A 19028-nucleotide genomic window follows, 5' to 3' on the forward strand; every position below is an offset into this window, starting at 1 on the left:
ACATATCTACGTAGGTGTATGGTCCTCTTTTTTGAAAAACTAAAGCACCTCCCATTATTTCTGAGAGGTGCTCTTTTAGGTTATGGCTTCTTTATAAAGGCTGTTTTCTATGTGATTGTTGGTTTTATATAGAAGGCGCTACAGGCGGACGCTTTCCGCGGGAGTCGCCGCCTTTCGCTTTTTCGTACTTATTTTTAAAGAACAACGAAGTTTGCGAAACCAGCGTTTATAAAAGATGTTGTTATATTTTTTTAATCTTCAAACGTTCCTTTGCGGATGTGGCCCCCATCCTTCATCATCCACTCCCCTTTGGCCATAACACTGTCGATTGTTAGTTCGTCGCTAGATACAAGAAGAAGATCCGCATCAAACCCAGCACCGACTTTACCTTTTCTCGCCAATTTATAAGCGTGAGCTACATTGGAGGTAGCAACGCGAATCGCTGTTTCAAAAGGAATTTCTCCTTCAAGAACACTATCGCGAATTTCGTTGTAAAGACTAACCACTCTACCTATTTTCAGCCCCACTAAATTTCGGTTTTCGTCGAATTGAGGTAAACTTCCTTGGCCATCGGAGGTAAAAGTGATTTGTTCAATCGGAACGCCTTCATCGAGCATTCGCTTCAATCCACGACTGCATTTCGTTTTATCGCTTTCAAGAAATTCCTTTGCAGTACTCGTAGTAAAGTCGACATACCCTCCCTTTTTTGCAAATGCAATTCCTGCTTCTAGCAATGCTTCATTTCGGTTAATATGTGTAGGAACGAATTGTGTGATCGGAATCTCAGTTGTACTGACTACCTCCTCTATTAATTTTAACCGGTCAGGACTATCTCCTAAGTGAACATTGACAACACCTGCTTTTCCGGAAAGAATCCCGCCAACTCTCGCTTCACTCGCAATCCGAGCGAGCTCGTCACGAGTAGGTTGGGACGAGCGGTGATCAGAAATTGCGATTTCTCCTGCACCGATAATTTCTTCCACAAGCATAATATCCTGCTCAATTGAGCCTGTCAGCGTTTTGACCGGTACTTGATAGGAACCTGTCTGGCAATAACAGCTGATTCCTTCCTCTTTTAACCCTTTTGCTTTTGCAATAAGGTTCGTCATTGTTCGTGTCGTACCATCGGTCCCAATTACGCCGATAACCGTTGTCACGCCCCCACTTATACAATCTGACAACATTAATTCAGGCGTCCGCGTCTTAAAACTTCCTTCGCCTCCGCCCCCTGTAATATGTACATGAGAATCAATAAGTCCTGGCATCATTTTTTTATTAGATCCATCGATAATCTCAAGTAGATTTGAGTCAAGGCGAATGTCGATCTGATCTTCCACTGATGCTATACGTCCGTCAGCAATAAGAACATCTTTGACCCCTAAATAATCCGGGGAATATACGTTTACATTTTTAATTAACTTGAGCAACCTCTCCACCTGCTTTCAAGTATACTGTAATCAAGGGCAAGCATGCGCTTGCCTAACGCTCAAAAAACAAATAGCAACAATCGTTTAGAAAAGAGCCTTTTCAAAATTATCACTGTATTCAGTATCTCATTTGAAAGGACAATAAGAAAGACCGCATAGCGGCCTTTTGTTAAAGCAGTTTCCTATAAGATTATGGCTTTTTAATAAGATAAGATCTTCGCTCGAATTCCGCTACAGGCGGACGCTTTCACCCCAGGGCAACGCTGGAGTCACCGCCTCTCGCCCTTTCGTTTTATAAATCAATATGAGTATGTCATTAGCTCAGAAATCATTCATATGAGAAGCATATTATACTTCCGCAGAAGTGTCGTGGTCTCTTCGGGCCTTTATAACTAAGGCTGTTTTCTAAAAGATTGTTGTTCTTGACACAAAATATATAAACTGCGACATAGAAGTAGATTGATTTCCGCTCCGGACAGTCGCTTTCCGCGGAAAGCGTAGTGTATTTCCGAAGCTGTAAGTGATGTCGCAGTTTATTTCAGCTGCGAAGATTAAAAGCAACAATACATACGAAAAGAGCCATAATTAAAAGTGAAATATTAAACATGTCTCATGCCTTCATAATTCTGAGCAAAGGGGATAATCATTTAAATCAATAACGACAATCTATGCAAAAGGTGCCTTTATTAAAAACAGAATTAATTTTCGCCGTATATTTTAAAGTCTCAGGAATGCTTTTCCCTAGAGACGAGAGGCGTGAAGGTAGCTGTCCTCTATATAAATAAAGAAAGCTGACAGGAAAAATCAGCTTTCTCACTTTACGTATTCATTTACTTCAAAAAAACTTACCCGCCGATCGTATAGAAGACAAAAATAAAAATGATCGAAATAGCTCCGAGAACCGCCATTGAAAAGTTTTTAAGTTTAGGTGTCTTCAATACATATGCCACAAAAGCGATAAGTACAACGATAATAGCAAAAAACAAGATGCCATCTACAATTGGATGAATCAACGTTCCCTGTATTGTCGTTTCTTGATAAATAGGAAAATTAACTAGTAATGCCACACTCCAAAACAGTACTAAAAACCCTGAAAAACCAACAATCAAACGTGCCAACATCATCACCTCTTCCTCTTGAAATTACGTGTATTTTCTGTATTTTTTGACAAATTCAATAGATTATTATTGTATTTGCTCATGATTATTCGTACAATTAAGGAAAGTTCTGGAGAGTTGGGAGCGTTCCTCATGAGCATGTTTAAGGATTTTTTACATAACTTATTTTATATTTTAACTCCCATTTTTATTTATGTCAGCTTTTGGAAAGGGGTTGGTTTTCATCGTAACCGAAAATTAACTTCTTTATTCATATTCCTTTTATGTCTTAGCTCTATGATTTTGTCAATGACGTTTCCGGTATACATAGGTGAGAGTACAACCTTTGACCTACGTCACGTCCCACTAATCATTGGTACCATTTATGGAGGATGGCGAGTCGGTTTATCTCTATTAATTGCTCAAATCACTTACCGGATCGCCTTTATTGGAACAGAGGGTCTTTTCCTTTCGGTCTATTTAGCTTTTTTATGCTTTATTCTCTTTTACATATTCTCTAAGTATCACATAACCATGAGTCTAAAACGTAAAATGATTTATTTCATGCTTACGTTAATTTTGATAACATCTTTAACCTTTGTGCTTCCATCGAATCGCTTTGCAGATAACCGGCTGGAGATTATCTCTTATATGTCTGAGTCTTTCGGGGTGTATGCGGTCGTCTTCTCGCTTGTCATCTATTTAATAGAACGGATCCGAATCAATGAACGGTTAAAATCTGACTTACGAAAAAGTGAACAGCTCCGTCTAGTTAGTGAGCTTGCTGCTTCTGTTGCCCATGAGGTCCGTAATCCTATGACGGTAGCAAGAGGGTTCATACAGCTTATTCATTCCAATGCGAACATCTCAAATAATGAACGAAAATACTTACAGCTTACTCTATCAGAACTTGACCGGGCACAATCGATCATCAGTGATTATTTATCTTTAGCTAAATCAAAGAAAAGCGAATTACAGACGATTAATATAACCTATACACTAGATAAAGTTCGCCACACCATTCAAGCTTATGCATTAATGAACAATGTGTCTGTGTATTTGGATGTCCCTTCCCAACTAAAGATTAATGGCGATGAAAAAGAACTCACACAAGTGATCTTAAATATTGCAAAAAATGCGATTGAAGCAATGCCTGAAGGAGGCAGTTTGTTTCTTTCAGCAAGTCACACAGGTCAGAATGTTCGAGTTAAAATAGCGGATACCGGAACAGGAATGACGAAGGAGGAAGTCAATCAGCTTGGTACGGCCTATTACTCGACAAAAGAAAAAGGAACCGGCCTCGGATTGATGGTTTCATTTAATATTATTCGTTCCTGGGGCGGTCATATTCAAGTCAATAGCCAAATTAATAAAGGTACCGAATTTTTGATCACACTTCCGACAGTAGTTGAGATCAAAGATGAGCACGAAACTGCCTTATCGTCATATAATTCGTAAATATTATTGATCCATCTTGAGCGTTTTGCCACACACAAACTTAGGCCAAAAAAGCGATCCCTTCATGGGATCGCTTTTTAACTATTCTTCATTTAACACGACTTGATCATAGAAGAGTTCATAGGTTGGTTCTTCTGCCCCTCCATAAATACGGTCCACTTCTTCGCCATTTTCATAATGAACGACTGTTGGTGTTCCTTCGATATCATAATGGTTAAAACCGTCTTGGAACTCCAATAAGTTAAATAAATGTAAGTCGATACCTTTATCCTCAGCTAACGGTACCAAAACAGGAGAAACTTCTTGACACACATGGCAAGCAGGACTATAGAAGTAAACTGTAAAGTCTTCTTCACCTTCAATCTTCTCATCTAATTCTTCGGGAAGAATGACATTACTGTAGATTGGATTATCCAGTTGATCGATTGTTTCTTGGTGAAGCCGATCTTTTCCAAATGGGTTCCCTTCCGACTGCTGTTGGTTTTGATTAGATGTAATGAATGCTAAAGCACCGAAAATAGCAATAACAGCAACACCGAACAAAATAAGCTTTTTCATGATGATCACTCCTTTGACTTAAAGATTACATAAATCATTAATAATGTAATAGAAGAAAATGCAACCAATGCTAGAAATGGGATCGTAATAAATCCTGCCACATTTATATATTCAGCGTGACAGGGGATCACACCACATGCATTTGACGATTCTGCGAGGGCAGGCACTTTCTGTATAAAATAATGATAGAGCGACACCCCCATACCAATTATACTGATAGGAAGTGAATAGACTGCTTGTCTCACATCTTTTTTTACTGCTGCAATTGCTAACGTTATCGCTAACGGGTACATAAAGATTCGCTGTACCCAGCACAGCTCGCAAGGAATAAACAGTAATATTTCAGAAAAGTAAAGGGAACCTAAAGTAGCGATGAACGCAATGCCCCAGGCACAAAACAAAGCATATTCCACTTTTTTATTTTCTGCGTCCATAGATCCATCTCTCCTATTTAACGTATAACACTACTATAATACGAAAGAAGAGAAACGTATAGTATACTGCTTTATGTTCACCTATTTGTAAATTTTGCATAAATTCATCATCACGATATTCCAAGCATGGTTTCTGCCTTTTTGTCATGTAAAAATTGCTTTACATCATCTGCCATTAAAGGTTTACAATAAAAATACCCCTGCATTTCATTACAATTACTGTCATCAAGGAATGACATCACTTCTCGAGATTCCACTCCCTCAGCTATGACATTAATATTTAAATTCCTTGCTAGATCAATAATGGAAGTGACAATCGCTTCGTCATTAGCATGAATAGAGAGATCCTGAATAAACGACTGGTCAATTTTTAACGTATCAATAGGAAACTTTTTCAAATAACTATAGGTGCAATATCCTGTTCCAAAATCATCTATTGAAATCTGTACGCCTTGTTTTTTCAATTTCTCCAAAATTAGGTGACCTTTTGAAAGGTGATAAAGAAGTTGGTTCTCGGTAATTTCTATATTTAAAAAAGCCGGGTCCATTTGTGTCGTGCTTAATGTAGCCTTAACATTATCTAGGAATTCCCTATGCTGAAACTGAACAGGTGAAATGTTTACTGACATTCTGAGCGTTAAGCCTTCCTCTTTCCATTTATTTGCCTGAAGACAAGACTCTTCAATTACCCATTCACCAATGTCAATAATCAAACCTGTTTCTTCGGCAATTGGAATAAATTCAGATGGTGGTACAACCCCTAAAACTCTATCCTGCCAGCGGATTAACGCTTCAACTCCGACCACCCGCTTTTGACGGAGATCAATTTGAGGTTGATAAACAAGATGAAATTGGTTTTCTATTAGAGCCGTCCTCAACCTTTTTTCAATAAGTAATTTCTTTTCATACAAAGAGCAGGCTGTAGAATCATACCATGTAAAATTGCATTCAACGGTTTCTTTCGAACAGCGCATCGCCGATCTTGCTTGATCAAGAACGTTCTCAAATGAAATAGCTGGATCTACACATTGCGTAATGCCAATGTTTACGGAAAGCTTAATCACCTGTTTGCCTATCGTTACTTCCCGGTTAAAAAGATCAGTTAGTTTCGTTATTAAAGACCGAGGTGTATCAGGTACGACACATTCATCACTTACTAAACAAAATTCATCGATGCCATAACGGTACACACTCACATCGTTTGTTTGCAGAGATTTTAACCTAACACCAACTTCAATTAACAGATCCTCGCTTGAAAACGGTCCTAAATCTTCTAGATAAGACTTAAAACGTTCAATTTCGAAAAAAATTAATGTGAATGATGAGCCATTCACTATTTTCTTAGAGATTACTTTTTTTAACGCTTGATGGTTCGGCATAAGTGTAAATTCATCAATCAATACTTCTTTTTTCTTAACCTGGTCATCCTTTTCATTCAAAGGTTCTTTTTGAAGCACAAACAAAGCGTACCGTTTGCTCGGAGGGGAATTTTCGAAAATTGAAAGAATCGTTCCACTATAGGGATGAATAGCACCATTTTCGTTGCGAATCAACATTTCTTTTCTTTCAGTTAAAGAGCGGGATGGAACGTAACCTTCTTCAAATAAGTGATAGTGACTGTTTAAAACTTGATGCTTATGTAAACCGGTTACTCGATAAAAAGACTCACTTACGTACTGAATTTTATCCTCAGAATCAATTAAAATAAGGAGAGCTTCTCTATCAAGAGCTTGATTAAACCGTTCAATGATATACGTCAATTCTTGTTTATCCTTGCCTGTTAAATTATCCAACATGAGCGAACCACCCTTTTTGTGATGTATCGATAAACATTCATGATGACCTTACGTTCGACCGCTATCGTTCCCGTATTTTTTGAATTTTTATCCCAAAAACAAAAAACCAACCTTAATAAAACAAAGGTCGGTTGCACTACCAGCTCCAGTTTATCCAAGTGCCCAAATTTAGACAAACATTCTTCGCTTCCTTTTATTGTAATGTAACATTATTGTAATGTTTAGATAACTCGGCTTTCAAGCGTTTTTTGCTACATTTCCAAAAAACCTATAAATGAACTAGTCGATTCTCATTCATTTTTATATTGTTCTGAAAAATGTCTTTCTTTTTGTCCGTTTTCTTTTTTTAATAGTCGGGTAACCTTTTAAGTATAGCTTTGTTTTTAGAAAGGAAGTGGCAGAATGGAAATGGAATTTACCCAGATTAACGATGGAACAATTGAGTCAGTTGCGTTTGACGAAATTGATGGTCAGCTCCATATCAGGTACAGTAATGGGAAATATATCATTTATTATGAAGTACGCAAAACGGATTATGTAGGGTTGTTGGGTTCTGGAGGTTACAGTACGTATATAGAAGAAAAAATTGCACCGGGGTACCCTTCATATAAGGTAAAAGGGGAACGTTTATAGCTAAATCAGCTAAGAACTGGTTTTCACACGAAAAATGGAGCCTCAAAAAACAAACATTCGTTCGTAAAATTATTGTACCACATGCTCAGCTAATTTGGAAAAATATATTCTTTTCATTGTGCATATTGCAATAAAGTAGCCATCATTCTCTACATTCTTTGCCGATTATGAGGAGGGATACTTTTGGCTATTTATGTTAAAATAAAACATGAGTATGTCATTAGCTCAGAAATCATTCATATGAGAAGCATATTATACTTCCGCAGAAGTGTCGTGGTGTCTTCGGGCCTTTATAAGTAAGGCTGTTTTCTAAAAGATTGTTGTTCTTGACACAAAATATATAAACTGCGACATAGAAGTAGATTGATTTCCGCTCCGGACAGTCGCTTTCCACGGAAAGCGTAGTGTATTTCCGAAGCGGTAGGTTATGTCGCAGTTTATTTCAGTTGCGAAGATTAAAAGCAACAATACATACGAAAAGAGCCATAATTAAAAGTGAAATAGTAAACATGGCTGATGCCTTCATAATTCTGAGCAAAGGGGATAATCATTAAATAAAATTGGAAAGTTTAACTAACACTAGTTATAGAAAAATGCAGCGAATACAATTAAGGAGGGTTTTTGATGAGAATTGGCGTACCTAGAGAGATAAAAAACAATGAAAACCGAATCGCCCTTACGCCAGCTGGTGTAGTAGCATTGAATCAGGATGGTCATGAGGTTTATGTTGAACATGACGCCGGAATTGAAAGCGGTTTCAATAATGAGGACTATGTTGAAGCTGGGGCAGAAATTTTGGCTAGTGCAAAGGAAGTATGGGATCGCTCGGAAATGGTGATGAAAGTAAAAGAACCACTTGAGTCTGAGTACCAATACTTTCGCGAAGGTCTAATACTATTTACATACTTGCACTTAGCAGCCGTCCCTGAATTGGCAAAAGCTCTTACTGAGAATAAAGTAATAGCTGTCGCTTATGAAACAGTCGAAGTCAACCGTTCCCTTCCTTTGTTGACTCCAATGAGTGAAGTAGCCGGGAGAATGGCAGCACAAATCGGGGCCCAATTCCTTGAAAAACCAAAGGGTGGAAGTGGCGTTCTATTATCTGGTGTACCAGGTGTTAAACGAGGTAAAGTTACGGTTATTGGCGGCGGAGTAGTTGGAACAAACGCGGCTAAAATTGCCATGGGTCTTGGTGCTGACGTCACGATTATTGATTTAAGTCCGGAACGATTACGTCAATTAGATGATATTTTCGGCACCGAAATCAATACCCTTATGAGTAATCCACTAAATATTGAAAATGCAGTTAAAGAATCAGACCTCGTTATTGGTGCAGTGTTAATTCCTGGTGCAAAAGCTCCTCGTTTAGTTACTGAAGATATGATCAAGGAGATGAGACCTGGTTCTGTCATTGTTGACGTAGCGATTGACCAAGGTGGCATCATGGAAACTGTTGATCGCATTACAACTCATGACGACCCTACGTATACGAAACACGGCGTTGTCCATTACGCTGTAGCTAATATGCCTGGAGCTGTACCACGAACTTCTACGATTGGATTAACGAATGTGACGGTTCCATATGCACTGCAAATTGCAAACAAAGGAATATCTCGTGCAATAGAAGAAAACACTGCCTTAAAGTTAGGTGTAAACACAGCCGGTGGTTATGTGACCTACGAAGCAGTAGCTCGAGATTTAGAATACGAATATCAACCTGTTGAAAAGGTACTAAAATAACGGAATGACAAAAAGGGCTCTCTATCTCCAGGAAAGAGCCCTTTATTTGTTACTTTGCTCGGCTTTAAAACACGCAGTGGAAGGTAACGCTGTTTTTAATTAGCGCTATGTTAAAATTGAAATCCTTCGAACCAATCCGTGATTCGTTTTACCTGTTGAAGTTGTTCATGCTTTGTCGCATGCTCATGCTGTGAAATATAGACAGCTCTCATTCCTTGAAGTAACGCCGGGGCAATTTCATTTATAAAATTGTCACCTACTGATACCGTTTCTTGAGGCTTTACTTTGTATTCCGCCATTATTGCTTTAAAATGCTCGTCAGTTAAGCTTGGCTTTTTCGCTGATGTCACAATACGCGGAAACACCTGCTCCAAATTCAACTCTGAAAGTAGACGCCCTACATCATCAGCATCACTGTTCGTCATAAGGACAATGTTTGTGTTTTCTTTTAAACGTAATAAGAACTCTCTTAAGCCCGGAATCGGTGCTAATTTGAAGTCATCAGTAACCATGTACTCTTTCGTTTCAACGTACCTTTTATAGCAGTTTTCTACCCCATAATGTTTCGCACAAGCAAATGGAAGCCACCAGCCATCACCGATCGCGACAATGTTTTCAAAGTCAAATGCCACTTCATCTACATAAGTTTCCTCGATTTGTTCAAGTGTCCATTCAGTCCCATCCCAGTGATGGGCTTGTACGACAGTCAAAGTCATCGGATCAACGGTTAAAATCGCATCTTCCTTAACGTCATAAGCTTTCCCAACCTCAAGTGGATGCTCACCATTTTTTGTGCGTTTATAATCATCCCAAAATTTTCCTTGGTCAGCCTCTTTCACATCTAACGCTAACCTTTTTGCGTAGTAATCAAAATGGTCAGTTCCTTCATATAACGTGCCATCTAAATCAAAAATATATAAACCTTCTATTTTCATAATCCTGCTCTCCCTCACTAATCAATTCTCACCTATTAAACAGAGTATATTTTTTTACGATAACGTGCAAGTTCTACTCCTTTTTGTTTAAAAAGCCCGCTATGAGTATTCTTCAAAGCGGGCGAGTAGTGAGTGAAGCCCCTGCTATTTTACTACCACCTAGTATTCCTTTGGGTCGTTCAAGTTAAAGCCTGGCTAACCAAAGCCATTCCCCTCTGGCAACCAAACAGCTTCATTCACAGTTCTTCTTATTTTCATCGTCAGCCCCTCCTTTATTAGTAAGTATGATCATTCAATGTTTTTACATAAATCGGTGCCATTCAGCATGACGTGTTTTTTGATGCGCTATTTGGTTGCAACTTCTTTCGTAGTGCTGCTCTTTTTCAATTTCTTCTTCGCTATACGGGCGTCTTTGAATCGTTACCGTAAAGTGGAATAGTGTAAACATCATAGTATCACCTCCCTTAACTCCTTGATCAACGTATGTCGAAAGGATAAATTCGATACGACATTTGTTCGTTTTTTAATGAGATTCGTTATAAAGTCACCTTTAAACAAAACGAAAGACCATTTCACATCCGTTTACCTCCTCCATTTTTACTATTCTGTAAGATAGACGAAATAAAGCACAAACTAACTCTATTAAAACACCAAAAAACGCAGATCAAATACATTCGACCTGCGCACTTAAATAAACATTTTTTCCGTCTTAATTAAGACATACAAAAAACGCAGATCGATTATGACCGACCTGCGTACAATGATTTGCCTAGGGAATTACCCTATACTTCCAAAGGATTTTTTCCAACAAAAAACTATCCCCTGAATTTATATCATTACGAGGCCGCTCAAAAACGACGTATATGAAGTTGTAGTGACTGAATTTGCTTTAAAATAAGTCATCTGAAACGGCCTCCTTTCGATTTTAATAATTGTTGGCGCTTCTTCCACTTATTATCATATAACATATTTAGAAAATTGCAACAGTTCAACTGTGTAAAAATATGTATTTCTAAACAATGTGTTACTTTAGGAAATTTATGTTATATCTTTAATAAAGAGGTGAAATAATCATGTTGAGTGAAATCTCGGTTCTTGATATGCTTTACCAGCTTTTCGGATTTGCTATTATACTCATCCTATTTATCGTCCTTCCCGTTTTAATTTTCCGCTTTTATCGTAATCAAAAGCAGATGAAACAAGATTTATCAGCTATAAAAGAACAGCTGCGGAATTCATCCGACAACTCTAATAAAATATAATATGAGTATGTCATTAGCTCAGAAATCATTCATATGAGAAGCATATTATACTTCCGCAGAAGTGTCGTGGTGTCATCGGGCCTTTATAACTAAGGCTGTTTTCTAAAAGATTGTTGTTCTTGACACAAAATATATAAACTGCGACATAGAAGTAGATTGATTTCCGCTCCGGACAGTCGCTTTCCGCGGAAAGCGTAGTGTATTTCCGAAGCGGTAGGTGATGTCGCAGTTTATTTCAGCTGCGAAGATTAAAAGCAACAATACATACGAAAAGAGCCATAATTAAAAGTGAAAACGTGGCTGATGCCTTCATAATTCTGAGCAAAGGGGATAATCATTAAATATAATATCCTAATGCTTAGGTATCGCCAAAGGTCAAAGACCTTTTATTTTATTCGCAATGGCTTTGCTCGCTGCTCGCCCACTGTGAAAAAACAATTACAGTGGGCTTTAAAACATGCAGCGGCTTCGCTCATTGCTTCGAGTCATCGCCAAAGGTCAAAGATCGACCTTTGGCGATGACCCTAGCCTGCTTTTGGTTGGTTGCGATCGCGTTCGTGTGGCATAAGAAGCGGGAGTGGTTTACTCTTCTTCTTTGTTAGCTCAGAGACGACAAAGATCGCGATAAAGGCCATGACCATGGCGAATGTTCGAAACGGGAATAATACGACACCGTCCTCGATCATCGGGTAAGGAAGGAAATGTGGAATACCAAATGCTGCTTCTCCCCCTCCTAATCGTAAACAGACAGCCACAATCAATCCACTTAAGGAACCATAAAAGTTTGCATTTTTATAAAACAGAGCCATCGTCAGTTGCGGGAACAAGATACAATAGACGAGATCAGAAGCTAAAAACCATAGTGTATAGACGCTTTGGACGTTTAAAGCGATTATCATCGCTGTCGTTCCTACAATAATAATACTACGCTTAATGATTTTCTTAACTTGCTCATCAGAAACTTTCTTCCTCACTAACGGTCGATATACATTCCACCCTGCCATTGAAGAGGCTGATAGAATGGAAGAGTCCATCGATGACATTACTGCCGCAGCCAATGCGCCTAATCCGATCGCTGCAACCCATTCTGGGGTTAAGAAACGCAGCACTTGCGGAAGAATCATCGCAGGGTTTTCTGGTGGAACAGCACCTACTGCTGCCCAATCTGCATTATATCCAATGACGCCAATTAATACTGCAGGAATTGCTGCAATGATGCATATAAACCCTGCTGTAATCGATAACCACATGGCCGTTTTTTCACTTTTCGCAGATAACACACGTTGAAAATACACTTGCCATGCAATTCCACCGAAGATAAGGAGTAATGCATAATCCCACCAATGCCAATACCAATTGCCCCAATCCGCATGTCTCCAGCCATCAAGTGGAGGGAAAAGATTAGCGTAACTAGCAAAATCAGCTTGGTAGGTTGTCCAAACCGCCCCCATACTGCCAACATGTTGCAATGTAAACGGAATAACGAGAAACAAACCACCAATTAAAATCGCTAATTGGAATAAATCGGTATAGGCTACTGCCCACATACCGCCTAACACAGTATAGGCAATCGCAATAATTCCTGAAATAATAATCGATGTTGTAAAGTCGATCCCTAAAATTGTCCCAAATGTTGTACCGAGTGCAGTTAAAATCGCCGCACTCCAAAACAATTCTCCTAATAGTGCTGGTATATAAAGGACTCCTGCTAGCTTCTTTCCAAATCGTTGCTCTAATGGATCAATAATCGTCATAAATTCATAACGTCTCATTTTTCGAGCATAAAAAATACCACCAATGATTAAGCTTAATGCGTAACCCCAGGGTGCCTGCGCCCAAACTAAACCATCACTATACGTGTATTCTGCAGTCCCATTAATGTAGCCGCCTCCTACCCAGGTAGCGGCCATTGTAAACATCGCAACACCCAACGGTAGACTTCGTTTTGCTACCATCATGTCACTAAGAGAATTGCTTTTTTTCGCAGCTACAAATGCCCCAACATAATAAATAAGAGCATAGAATACAAGCATCGAAATAAAGCCGCCCCAGTGCATATCTGTATTTGAGAAAAATAAATAGACAAAAAGTCCGGCGAAGATCGCGATAAACCCAATCACTTTGTAAGAATTCTTTTGTGCTTCTGTCACCTATAACACACTCCAATAATATAAGTTTGAAAATTCATAATATTCAGTTATTAAATCGCGCAAACACGCCTGTTTAGAACAACAGACAAATTTTTGCTGCTCAGTCTAGCGTGTTTTTTGAATTTTTTTCCATGAACTTTTTTAATTACTCACCCTTTTGTCTTGGGAATGCTTCGAAAATCTTTCCGTTGCGAATGCCATTAACGAGCTCACGAAGCCAGTAGTAATAAGGCTTTGACTGGTCTAATTGCTCATAAAGCGCTCTCGCCTCTTCTTTCATTTCATCTGAAATATCATCTGATTGAAACACTTCTTCAAGCTCGCCTTGAGCATTAGCGATCGCTTCAAGGTTAAGCTTCACTTCTCGTTCCCATTTTTGAGTGAAAAACTTATTAAAGAAACGGAAGAAATCTTTTTCAGCTACATATGTGTGCTTTCTGCTTCCCCTGCGAAATGTTTTTTTAACAATTTCGTACTCTTGAAGCTTTTTGACACCAGTACTCATGCTTGGCTTACTCATTTCAAGCTTCTCACGCATTTCATCTAGTGTCATATCTTCCTCAAAGTACATCGTACCGTATAAGTTACCGACACTTCTTGTTACCCCGTATAAGTCCATTGTTTCAGCAATCGACTCAATGACAAGGTCTTTGGCATGATCAATCGACTCTTTCGCATGATCATCCTTTGGGTTCATATAACAACCACCTTTTCCAATATAAAATTCGTTAAATTTTTTTCTTACAAACTTTATAGTAACGAAATGACGAGAAATGTCAAAATATAAATTTTTTAAAATAGTACTCACTGGTGAAGCGGCAAGGGATAAAAGAATTTTATTTATTTTTAGCTTTTGACAGAATATTATGCGCATGTTACATTCAATTTGTTAAAAACGTTAAATAAAAATTTAACAAACTTAACAAAAGGAAATGACCAAGAAGGAGGAGATCTCTTTGCCATTAAAACAAATGTTTATTAATGGGGAATGGGTTAATGCGCAATCTGGAAACACAAGAGAGATTATTGATCCATTTAATCAAGAGGTGATTGCAACGGCAACAGAAGGCAATCAAAAAGATACGATAGAAGCAGTTCATGCTGCGCGTCACGCTTTTGATGAAGGTACTTGGGCAACAACAACAGCAAGTGAACGCGGTGAAATTGTCCAGGAGCTTGCAAACCTCATCCGCCGTGATAAAGAGGAATTAGCCAAATTAGAAACGTTAGATACCGGAAAGACAATAGAAGAAAGTCGTGCAGACATGGATGATATCGCAAACGTCTTTCAATATTTTGCTGGATTAGCAGATAAAGATGGCGGGGAAGTCATCGCTTCGCCAATTCCGGATTCCGAAAGTCGGATCGTACGTGAACCTGTTGGTGTTTGTGCACAAATTACACCTTGGAACTACCCGTTATTACAAGCAGCGTGGAAAATTGCTCCTGCTCTTGCTGCTGGAAATACGATCGTCGTAAAACCGAGTGAAATTACACCACTAACAACGGTGAAAGTATTTGAACTTATCGAAGAAGCGGGCTTACCAAAAGGTGTAGCCAACCTTGTTCTAGGTCCAGGAAATAGTGTTGGAGCCGAACTGTCGGAGAATACAGATGTTGACCTCGTCTCCTTTACTGGTGGGATCGAAACAGGGAAAAAAATAATGCAAGCAGCTAGTCGCAATATGAAAAAGATTGCATTAGAACTAGGTGGAAAAAATCCGAATATTGTGTTTGCAAATGCTGATTTTGAAACGGCTGTCGACCAAGCATTAAACGCTGTATTTTTCCATGCAGGTCAAGTTTGCTCAGCAGGCGCTCGTTTATTAGTCGAAGAGAGCATTCATGATTCATTTGTTGAAGAATTAGTGAAAAGAGCGAAAAACATTCGACTCGGAAATGGTTTCAATGAACAGACACAAAGTGGTCCATTGATTTCAGCTGAGCATCGAGAAAAGGTCGAAGCCTACGTACAGATCGGAAAAGACGAAGGTGCGAAGCTTGTCGTTGGTGGAAAAAGACCAGAAGACCCTGAACTGCAACACGGCTTTTTCTATAAACCGACGATTTTTACGAATTGCACATCGAATATGAGAATCGTACAAGAAGAAGTGTTCGGCCCTGTTCTTACTGTAGAAAAGTTCACTTCAGTAGATGATGTTGTCCAAAAGGCAAATGATACGATTTATGGACTTGCAGGTGCAGTATGGTCTAACGATATTTCCAAAGCTGAGGAAGTTGTTTCTCGTCTTCGTATCGGCACCGTTTGGATCAATGACTTCCACCCTTACTTCGCTCAAGCACCTTGGGGCGGATACAAACAATCTGGAATTGGAAGAGAATTAGGTCACACCGGATTGGAAGAATATACCGAAGTTAAGCATGTATTTAGAAATAAGAAGCCACAGCCCATTGGCTGGTTTAACTAATAGAGTAAAAGATTATCAAACAACTATTTTTTAGGAGGTTTTTATTATGAGTTTAAATATGAAGGTTGAACAAATGATTAGCTATCACACGTTTGAAATCCCAACAACAATCAAGCACGGAATCGGTGCGATTGAGCACATCGGTGAAGAAGTGAAAGCGCTAGGAGTAAGTAAAGCATTACTCGTCACAGACCCAGGAATCTATGAAGCAGGCGTTGTAAATCCAGTAATTGAAAACTTAGAAAAAGCGAACATTGATGTTGTCGTTTTCAATAAAGTAGAACCCAATCCACCTGTTCGCCTTGTCGCAGAAGGGTCAAAGGTATTCCAAGAAAAAGGCTGTAATGGTCTTGTCGCTGTTGGTGGCGGAAGTTCGATGGATACTGCTAAGGCGATTGGCGTCGAAGCGACTCATGAAGGGTCTGTTTTAGACTATGAAGCAGCTGAAGGCAAAAAGCCACTTGAAAACCGGATCCCACCATTAACAACGATTCCGACAACAGCAGGTACAGGATCTGAAGTAACACAATGGGCTGTTATTACCGATGAAGACCGAGAATTCAAGTTTAATACAGGTGGCCCTTTAATCGCAGCTCATTTAACAGTTATCGATCCTAAATTACACGTTTCTATGCCTCCACATGTAACAGCGATGACTGGTATCGATGCACTAGCGCATGCAATTGAATGTTATACGATGAAATTCGCGCAGCCTATTACTGACTCTGTTGCGTTAACCGCGATGGAATACGGTGCAACATATATTCGCCGTGCTTACGCTGACGGTGAAGATCTTGAAGCTCGTTATGGGATGGCTCAAGCTGCGATGCTCGCGGGACTATCTTACGGAAGTGAATCTGCCGGAGCTGCTCATGCGATGAGTCAAACGTTAGGCGGTATCATCCCTGTGGCTCATGGTCAATGTGTTGCGGCCATGATGGGACCGGTTATGGAATTTAACTGGAAAGGAAATCCTGAGAAATTTGCTCGAATGGCACAAGCATTTGGCATCAACACATTTAACATGACTACTGAAGAAGCTGCAAAAGCGGCCGTCACTTGGATGTACGATCTCGTTGAAGATTTAGACATTCCAACATTAGAGAAGCAAGGCGTTAACCCAGATCAATTAGAACGCTTTGCAAAAGAAGCCATGAACGATCCACAAACAGTCGGAAATCCACGTGACCTAACTGTTCGTGATTACGAGTGGATTTATAAGCGTTGCTTTCATTTAACAGCAAAGACACTTTAAGATTTTTATAAAAAAAAAATTTCCCCCACTTTAACGGGTTTACTTTAGAAGTACAAAAAATCAAATCACAAAGGAAACGCATGGATTTTCTCACAAGGAAATCACATGCGTTTTTGTATTGATATATCAACGTTTTATAACCAATAGTCGTAAAATCTCACAGTAATTCACACCCCTAATCACATGACCAAAACGTCACATGAGAGATGTAGACATCATACTTTTCCATCGCTCGTACACTCAGCACCCGACAGCTGTCATCGGCATGTTCACGGGAAGCGATCATTTTTTCGCAATATCTCATTCTTCCGGCGTCAAGCTATTGTATGAAGGACCTTTCCGTTTTTTGTAGGGACGACGTTCATAGGGGCGGTCCTGTTCTTCCTATTCCTGACACCACCAACGCTGGACTCGTCTTTCATTCAACGTTAATACCTGGCAGGCTCGATACTGGGGAAGCCCTTCATCGCAAGCCCATTCAATCAATTCTAATAGGGCGCATCGATCGTCTCCATTGATATGCTGATTGGTGAGATCACCGTTATTCCGAGAGATCTTTTTTTAAGCAGTATGTGCTCTACCGTCAGGTCTGCCAGAGCACGCTCTTTCGATGCCAGTTCGGACTGTAGCGCTTTCAAACCTTTCTCATTTACTTGAGCAGAGGCCTTGGGATTTCCTTTTGCTTTATTCCGTGTATAGCCCAATGTTCCACGGATTGCTCGACCTCCCGAAGATCCGATGTAAGCCGCAGACTCTGTTCACCAAGAGCTTCTTCAGCTGGTAATCCAACAACAAAGGAACTGCATCCAAAGCCGATGCAGTCCCTTTTCCTATACCTGTTATTCTTCACGTCTTTTTTTCATTGCCACCAGCGTAATCATCTCGTAGGCGACCGCTGCAGCAAGACCCGCGGTAATATCCCCGGAGTCAAATGCCGGAAGTACTTCAACCAGGTCAAACCCTTTGATATTGAGGCCGTCCAAGCTTCTTACATACTCAAGGGCTTCAAAGCTCGTTGGACCGGCCACTTCAGGGGTCCCCGTCCCGGGAGCATAGGCCGGGTCCACAAAGTCGATATCAAACGTCACAAACACCGGACGATCCGGACCGACCCGGTCGTGAATACGGCGGATCACTTCTTCCTGACCGAGCTTTCGGGATTCCCGCATCGTGATCACTTCAAAGCCGAGCTTTCTGGAATCTTCAATGCAGCCCGGTCCGTAAAGAGGCCCGCGCATGCCGATCTGGATCGAATGATCCGTATCAACGAGGCCTTCCTCAACCGCACGGCGGAACGGCGTACCGTGCATGTATTTTTCCCCGTAGTAGTTATCCCACGTATCGCCATGGGAATCGAAATGAACCATGGCGACAGGGCCGTGCTGTTTGGCGAAGGACCGGAGATTTCCTAAGGAAATGGAATGATCACCCCCGAGAATGATCGGCACGACACCTTTTTCAAGTAAAGGCACCAGCCCCTCGGTCATCTGGTCGTACGTGCGGTGGACATTGCCCGGCACCACATCGATGTCGCCGTAATCCACGCCGGAGCAGTAGTCAAAGATGTTGATTTCCTGATCCGGATTGTATGGACGCAGAAGCACCGACGCGTCCCGGACGTGCTGAGGGCCGTAGCGGGCACCGACGCGGTTTGAGGCAGCTGTGTCAAACGGTACACCGAGAACGGCAAAATCCACATCCTCCACCGTACGAATATTTTCAAGGCGCATAAACGTGCGCACCCCGCTGAATCGGGGTGATAAAGAAGAATCTTTCGGCTGATATTTCACCATAGGTACCTCCAGTAAATAAAGTTATCTGTTCTTCAAGGCTATAAAACTGTAACTATGAAGC

At 40.2% G+C, this 19028-nt stretch carries 16 protein-coding genes and 1 riboswitch; of the genes, 6 read left to right on the forward strand and 10 right to left on the reverse strand.

Going from position 1 to position 19028, the window contains the following annotated elements:
* Positions 1 to 251: 251 nt before the first annotated feature.
* Together iadA and CDZ94_RS07140 are read right to left on the reverse strand one after the other, a co-directional pair.
* The gene (iadA, locus tag CDZ94_RS07135) at positions 252 to 1427 is read right to left on the reverse strand and encodes a beta-aspartyl-peptidase (RefSeq protein ID WP_096435813.1); all 1176 of its coding nucleotides are present in this window, start codon (positions 1425 to 1427) and stop codon (positions 252 to 254) included.
* 845 nt (positions 1428 to 2272) lie between these two features.
* Positions 2273 to 2551, reverse strand: a complete 279-nt coding sequence (locus CDZ94_RS07140; protein WP_096435814.1) for a hypothetical protein — start codon at positions 2549 to 2551, stop codon at positions 2273 to 2275.
* Between the two features lie 126 nt (positions 2552 to 2677).
* On the opposite strand from CDZ94_RS07140, the gene CDZ94_RS07145 reads away from it, so the two are divergent.
* Complete coding sequence (locus tag CDZ94_RS07145; protein ID WP_198546698.1) at positions 2678 to 3982, forward strand: ATP-binding protein; 1305 nt, start codon at positions 2678 to 2680, stop codon at positions 3980 to 3982.
* An 81-nt stretch (positions 3983 to 4063) separates the two neighbouring features.
* Here CDZ94_RS07145 and CDZ94_RS07150 read toward each other — a convergent pair whose 3' ends face one another.
* The 3 genes from CDZ94_RS07150 to CDZ94_RS07160 form a co-directional block, all read right to left on the reverse strand.
* Positions 4064 to 4540 carry a thioredoxin family protein gene (locus tag CDZ94_RS07150; RefSeq protein ID WP_096435816.1) on the reverse strand — a complete coding sequence of 159 codons (477 nt, stop codon included), beginning with the start codon at positions 4538 to 4540 and terminating at the stop codon, positions 4064 to 4066.
* A gap of 5 nt (positions 4541 to 4545) precedes the next feature.
* Positions 4546 to 4974 carry a disulfide oxidoreductase gene (locus tag CDZ94_RS07155; RefSeq protein WP_096435817.1) on the reverse strand — a complete coding sequence of 143 codons (429 nt, stop codon included), beginning with the start codon at positions 4972 to 4974 and terminating at the stop codon, positions 4546 to 4548.
* A 110-nt stretch (positions 4975 to 5084) separates the two neighbouring features.
* Complete coding sequence (locus CDZ94_RS07160; RefSeq protein WP_096435818.1) at positions 5085 to 6770, reverse strand: putative bifunctional diguanylate cyclase/phosphodiesterase; 1686 nt, start codon at positions 6768 to 6770, stop codon at positions 5085 to 5087.
* Positions 6771 to 6886: 116 nt separating this feature from the next.
* A riboswitch (cyclic di-GMP riboswitch) is annotated at positions 6887 to 6970 on the reverse strand.
* 202 nt (positions 6971 to 7172) lie between these two features.
* On the opposite strand from CDZ94_RS07160, the gene CDZ94_RS07165 reads away from it, so the two are divergent.
* Complete coding sequence (locus CDZ94_RS07165; protein ID WP_096435819.1) at positions 7173 to 7403, forward strand: KTSC domain-containing protein; 231 nt, start codon at positions 7173 to 7175, stop codon at positions 7401 to 7403.
* A gap of 624 nt (positions 7404 to 8027) precedes the next feature.
* Entirely contained in the window at positions 8028 to 9143 is a 1116-nt protein-coding gene (ald, locus tag CDZ94_RS07170; protein ID WP_096435820.1) for an alanine dehydrogenase, read from the forward strand.
* Positions 9144 to 9253: 110 nt separating this feature from the next.
* On the opposite strand, the gene CDZ94_RS07175 is transcribed toward ald, so the two are convergent.
* A complete protein-coding gene (locus CDZ94_RS07175) occupies positions 9254 to 10078 on the reverse strand; it encodes an HAD family hydrolase (RefSeq protein WP_245415710.1) in 825 nt (274 codons plus the stop codon).
* Between the two features lie 301 nt (positions 10079 to 10379).
* Positions 10380 to 10529: a YrzI family small protein gene (locus CDZ94_RS07180; protein ID WP_096435821.1), complete on the reverse strand. Its 150-nt coding sequence runs from the start codon at positions 10527 to 10529 to the stop codon at positions 10380 to 10382.
* 622 nt (positions 10530 to 11151) lie between these two features.
* On the opposite strand from CDZ94_RS07180, the gene CDZ94_RS07185 reads away from it, so the two are divergent.
* Complete coding sequence (locus CDZ94_RS07185) at positions 11152 to 11340, forward strand: hypothetical protein (protein ID WP_096435822.1); 189 nt, start codon at positions 11152 to 11154, stop codon at positions 11338 to 11340.
* Between the two features lie 524 nt (positions 11341 to 11864).
* Here CDZ94_RS07185 and CDZ94_RS07190 read toward each other — a convergent pair.
* Together CDZ94_RS07190 and cudC are read right to left on the reverse strand one after the other, a co-directional pair.
* Positions 11865 to 13397, reverse strand: a complete 1533-nt coding sequence (locus tag CDZ94_RS07190) for a high affinity choline transporter 1 (protein ID WP_232735873.1) — start codon at positions 13395 to 13397, stop codon at positions 11865 to 11867.
* A 238-nt stretch (positions 13398 to 13635) separates the two neighbouring features.
* Positions 13636 to 14187 (reverse strand): choline uptake/conversion transcriptional regulator CudC, encoded by a 552-nt coding sequence (gene cudC, locus CDZ94_RS07195; protein WP_096435824.1) that lies wholly within the window; start codon positions 14185 to 14187, stop codon positions 13636 to 13638.
* A 274-nt stretch (positions 14188 to 14461) separates the two neighbouring features.
* Between cudC and betB the strand changes: the two genes are divergently transcribed.
* Both betB and gbsB read left to right on the forward strand, forming a co-directional pair.
* The gene (betB, locus tag CDZ94_RS07200) at positions 14462 to 15919 is read left to right on the forward strand and encodes a betaine-aldehyde dehydrogenase (protein WP_425352557.1); all 1458 of its coding nucleotides are present in this window, start codon (positions 14462 to 14464) and stop codon (positions 15917 to 15919) included.
* Between the two features lie 46 nt (positions 15920 to 15965).
* Positions 15966 to 17174, forward strand: coding sequence for a choline dehydrogenase (gene gbsB / locus CDZ94_RS07205; RefSeq protein ID WP_096435826.1), 1209 nt, complete (start codon positions 15966 to 15968; stop codon positions 17172 to 17174).
* A gap of 839 nt (positions 17175 to 18013) precedes the next feature.
* Here the strand turns inward: gbsB and speB are convergent.
* Positions 18014 to 18967, reverse strand: a complete 954-nt coding sequence (gene speB / locus CDZ94_RS07215) for an agmatinase (protein ID WP_096435828.1) — start codon at positions 18965 to 18967, stop codon at positions 18014 to 18016.
* Positions 18968 to 19028: the final 61 nt, after the last annotated feature.

Source organism: Alteribacter populi, from assembly GCF_002352765.1.
Lineage (GTDB): Bacteria > Bacillota > Bacilli > Bacillales > Salisediminibacteriaceae > Alteribacter > Alteribacter populi.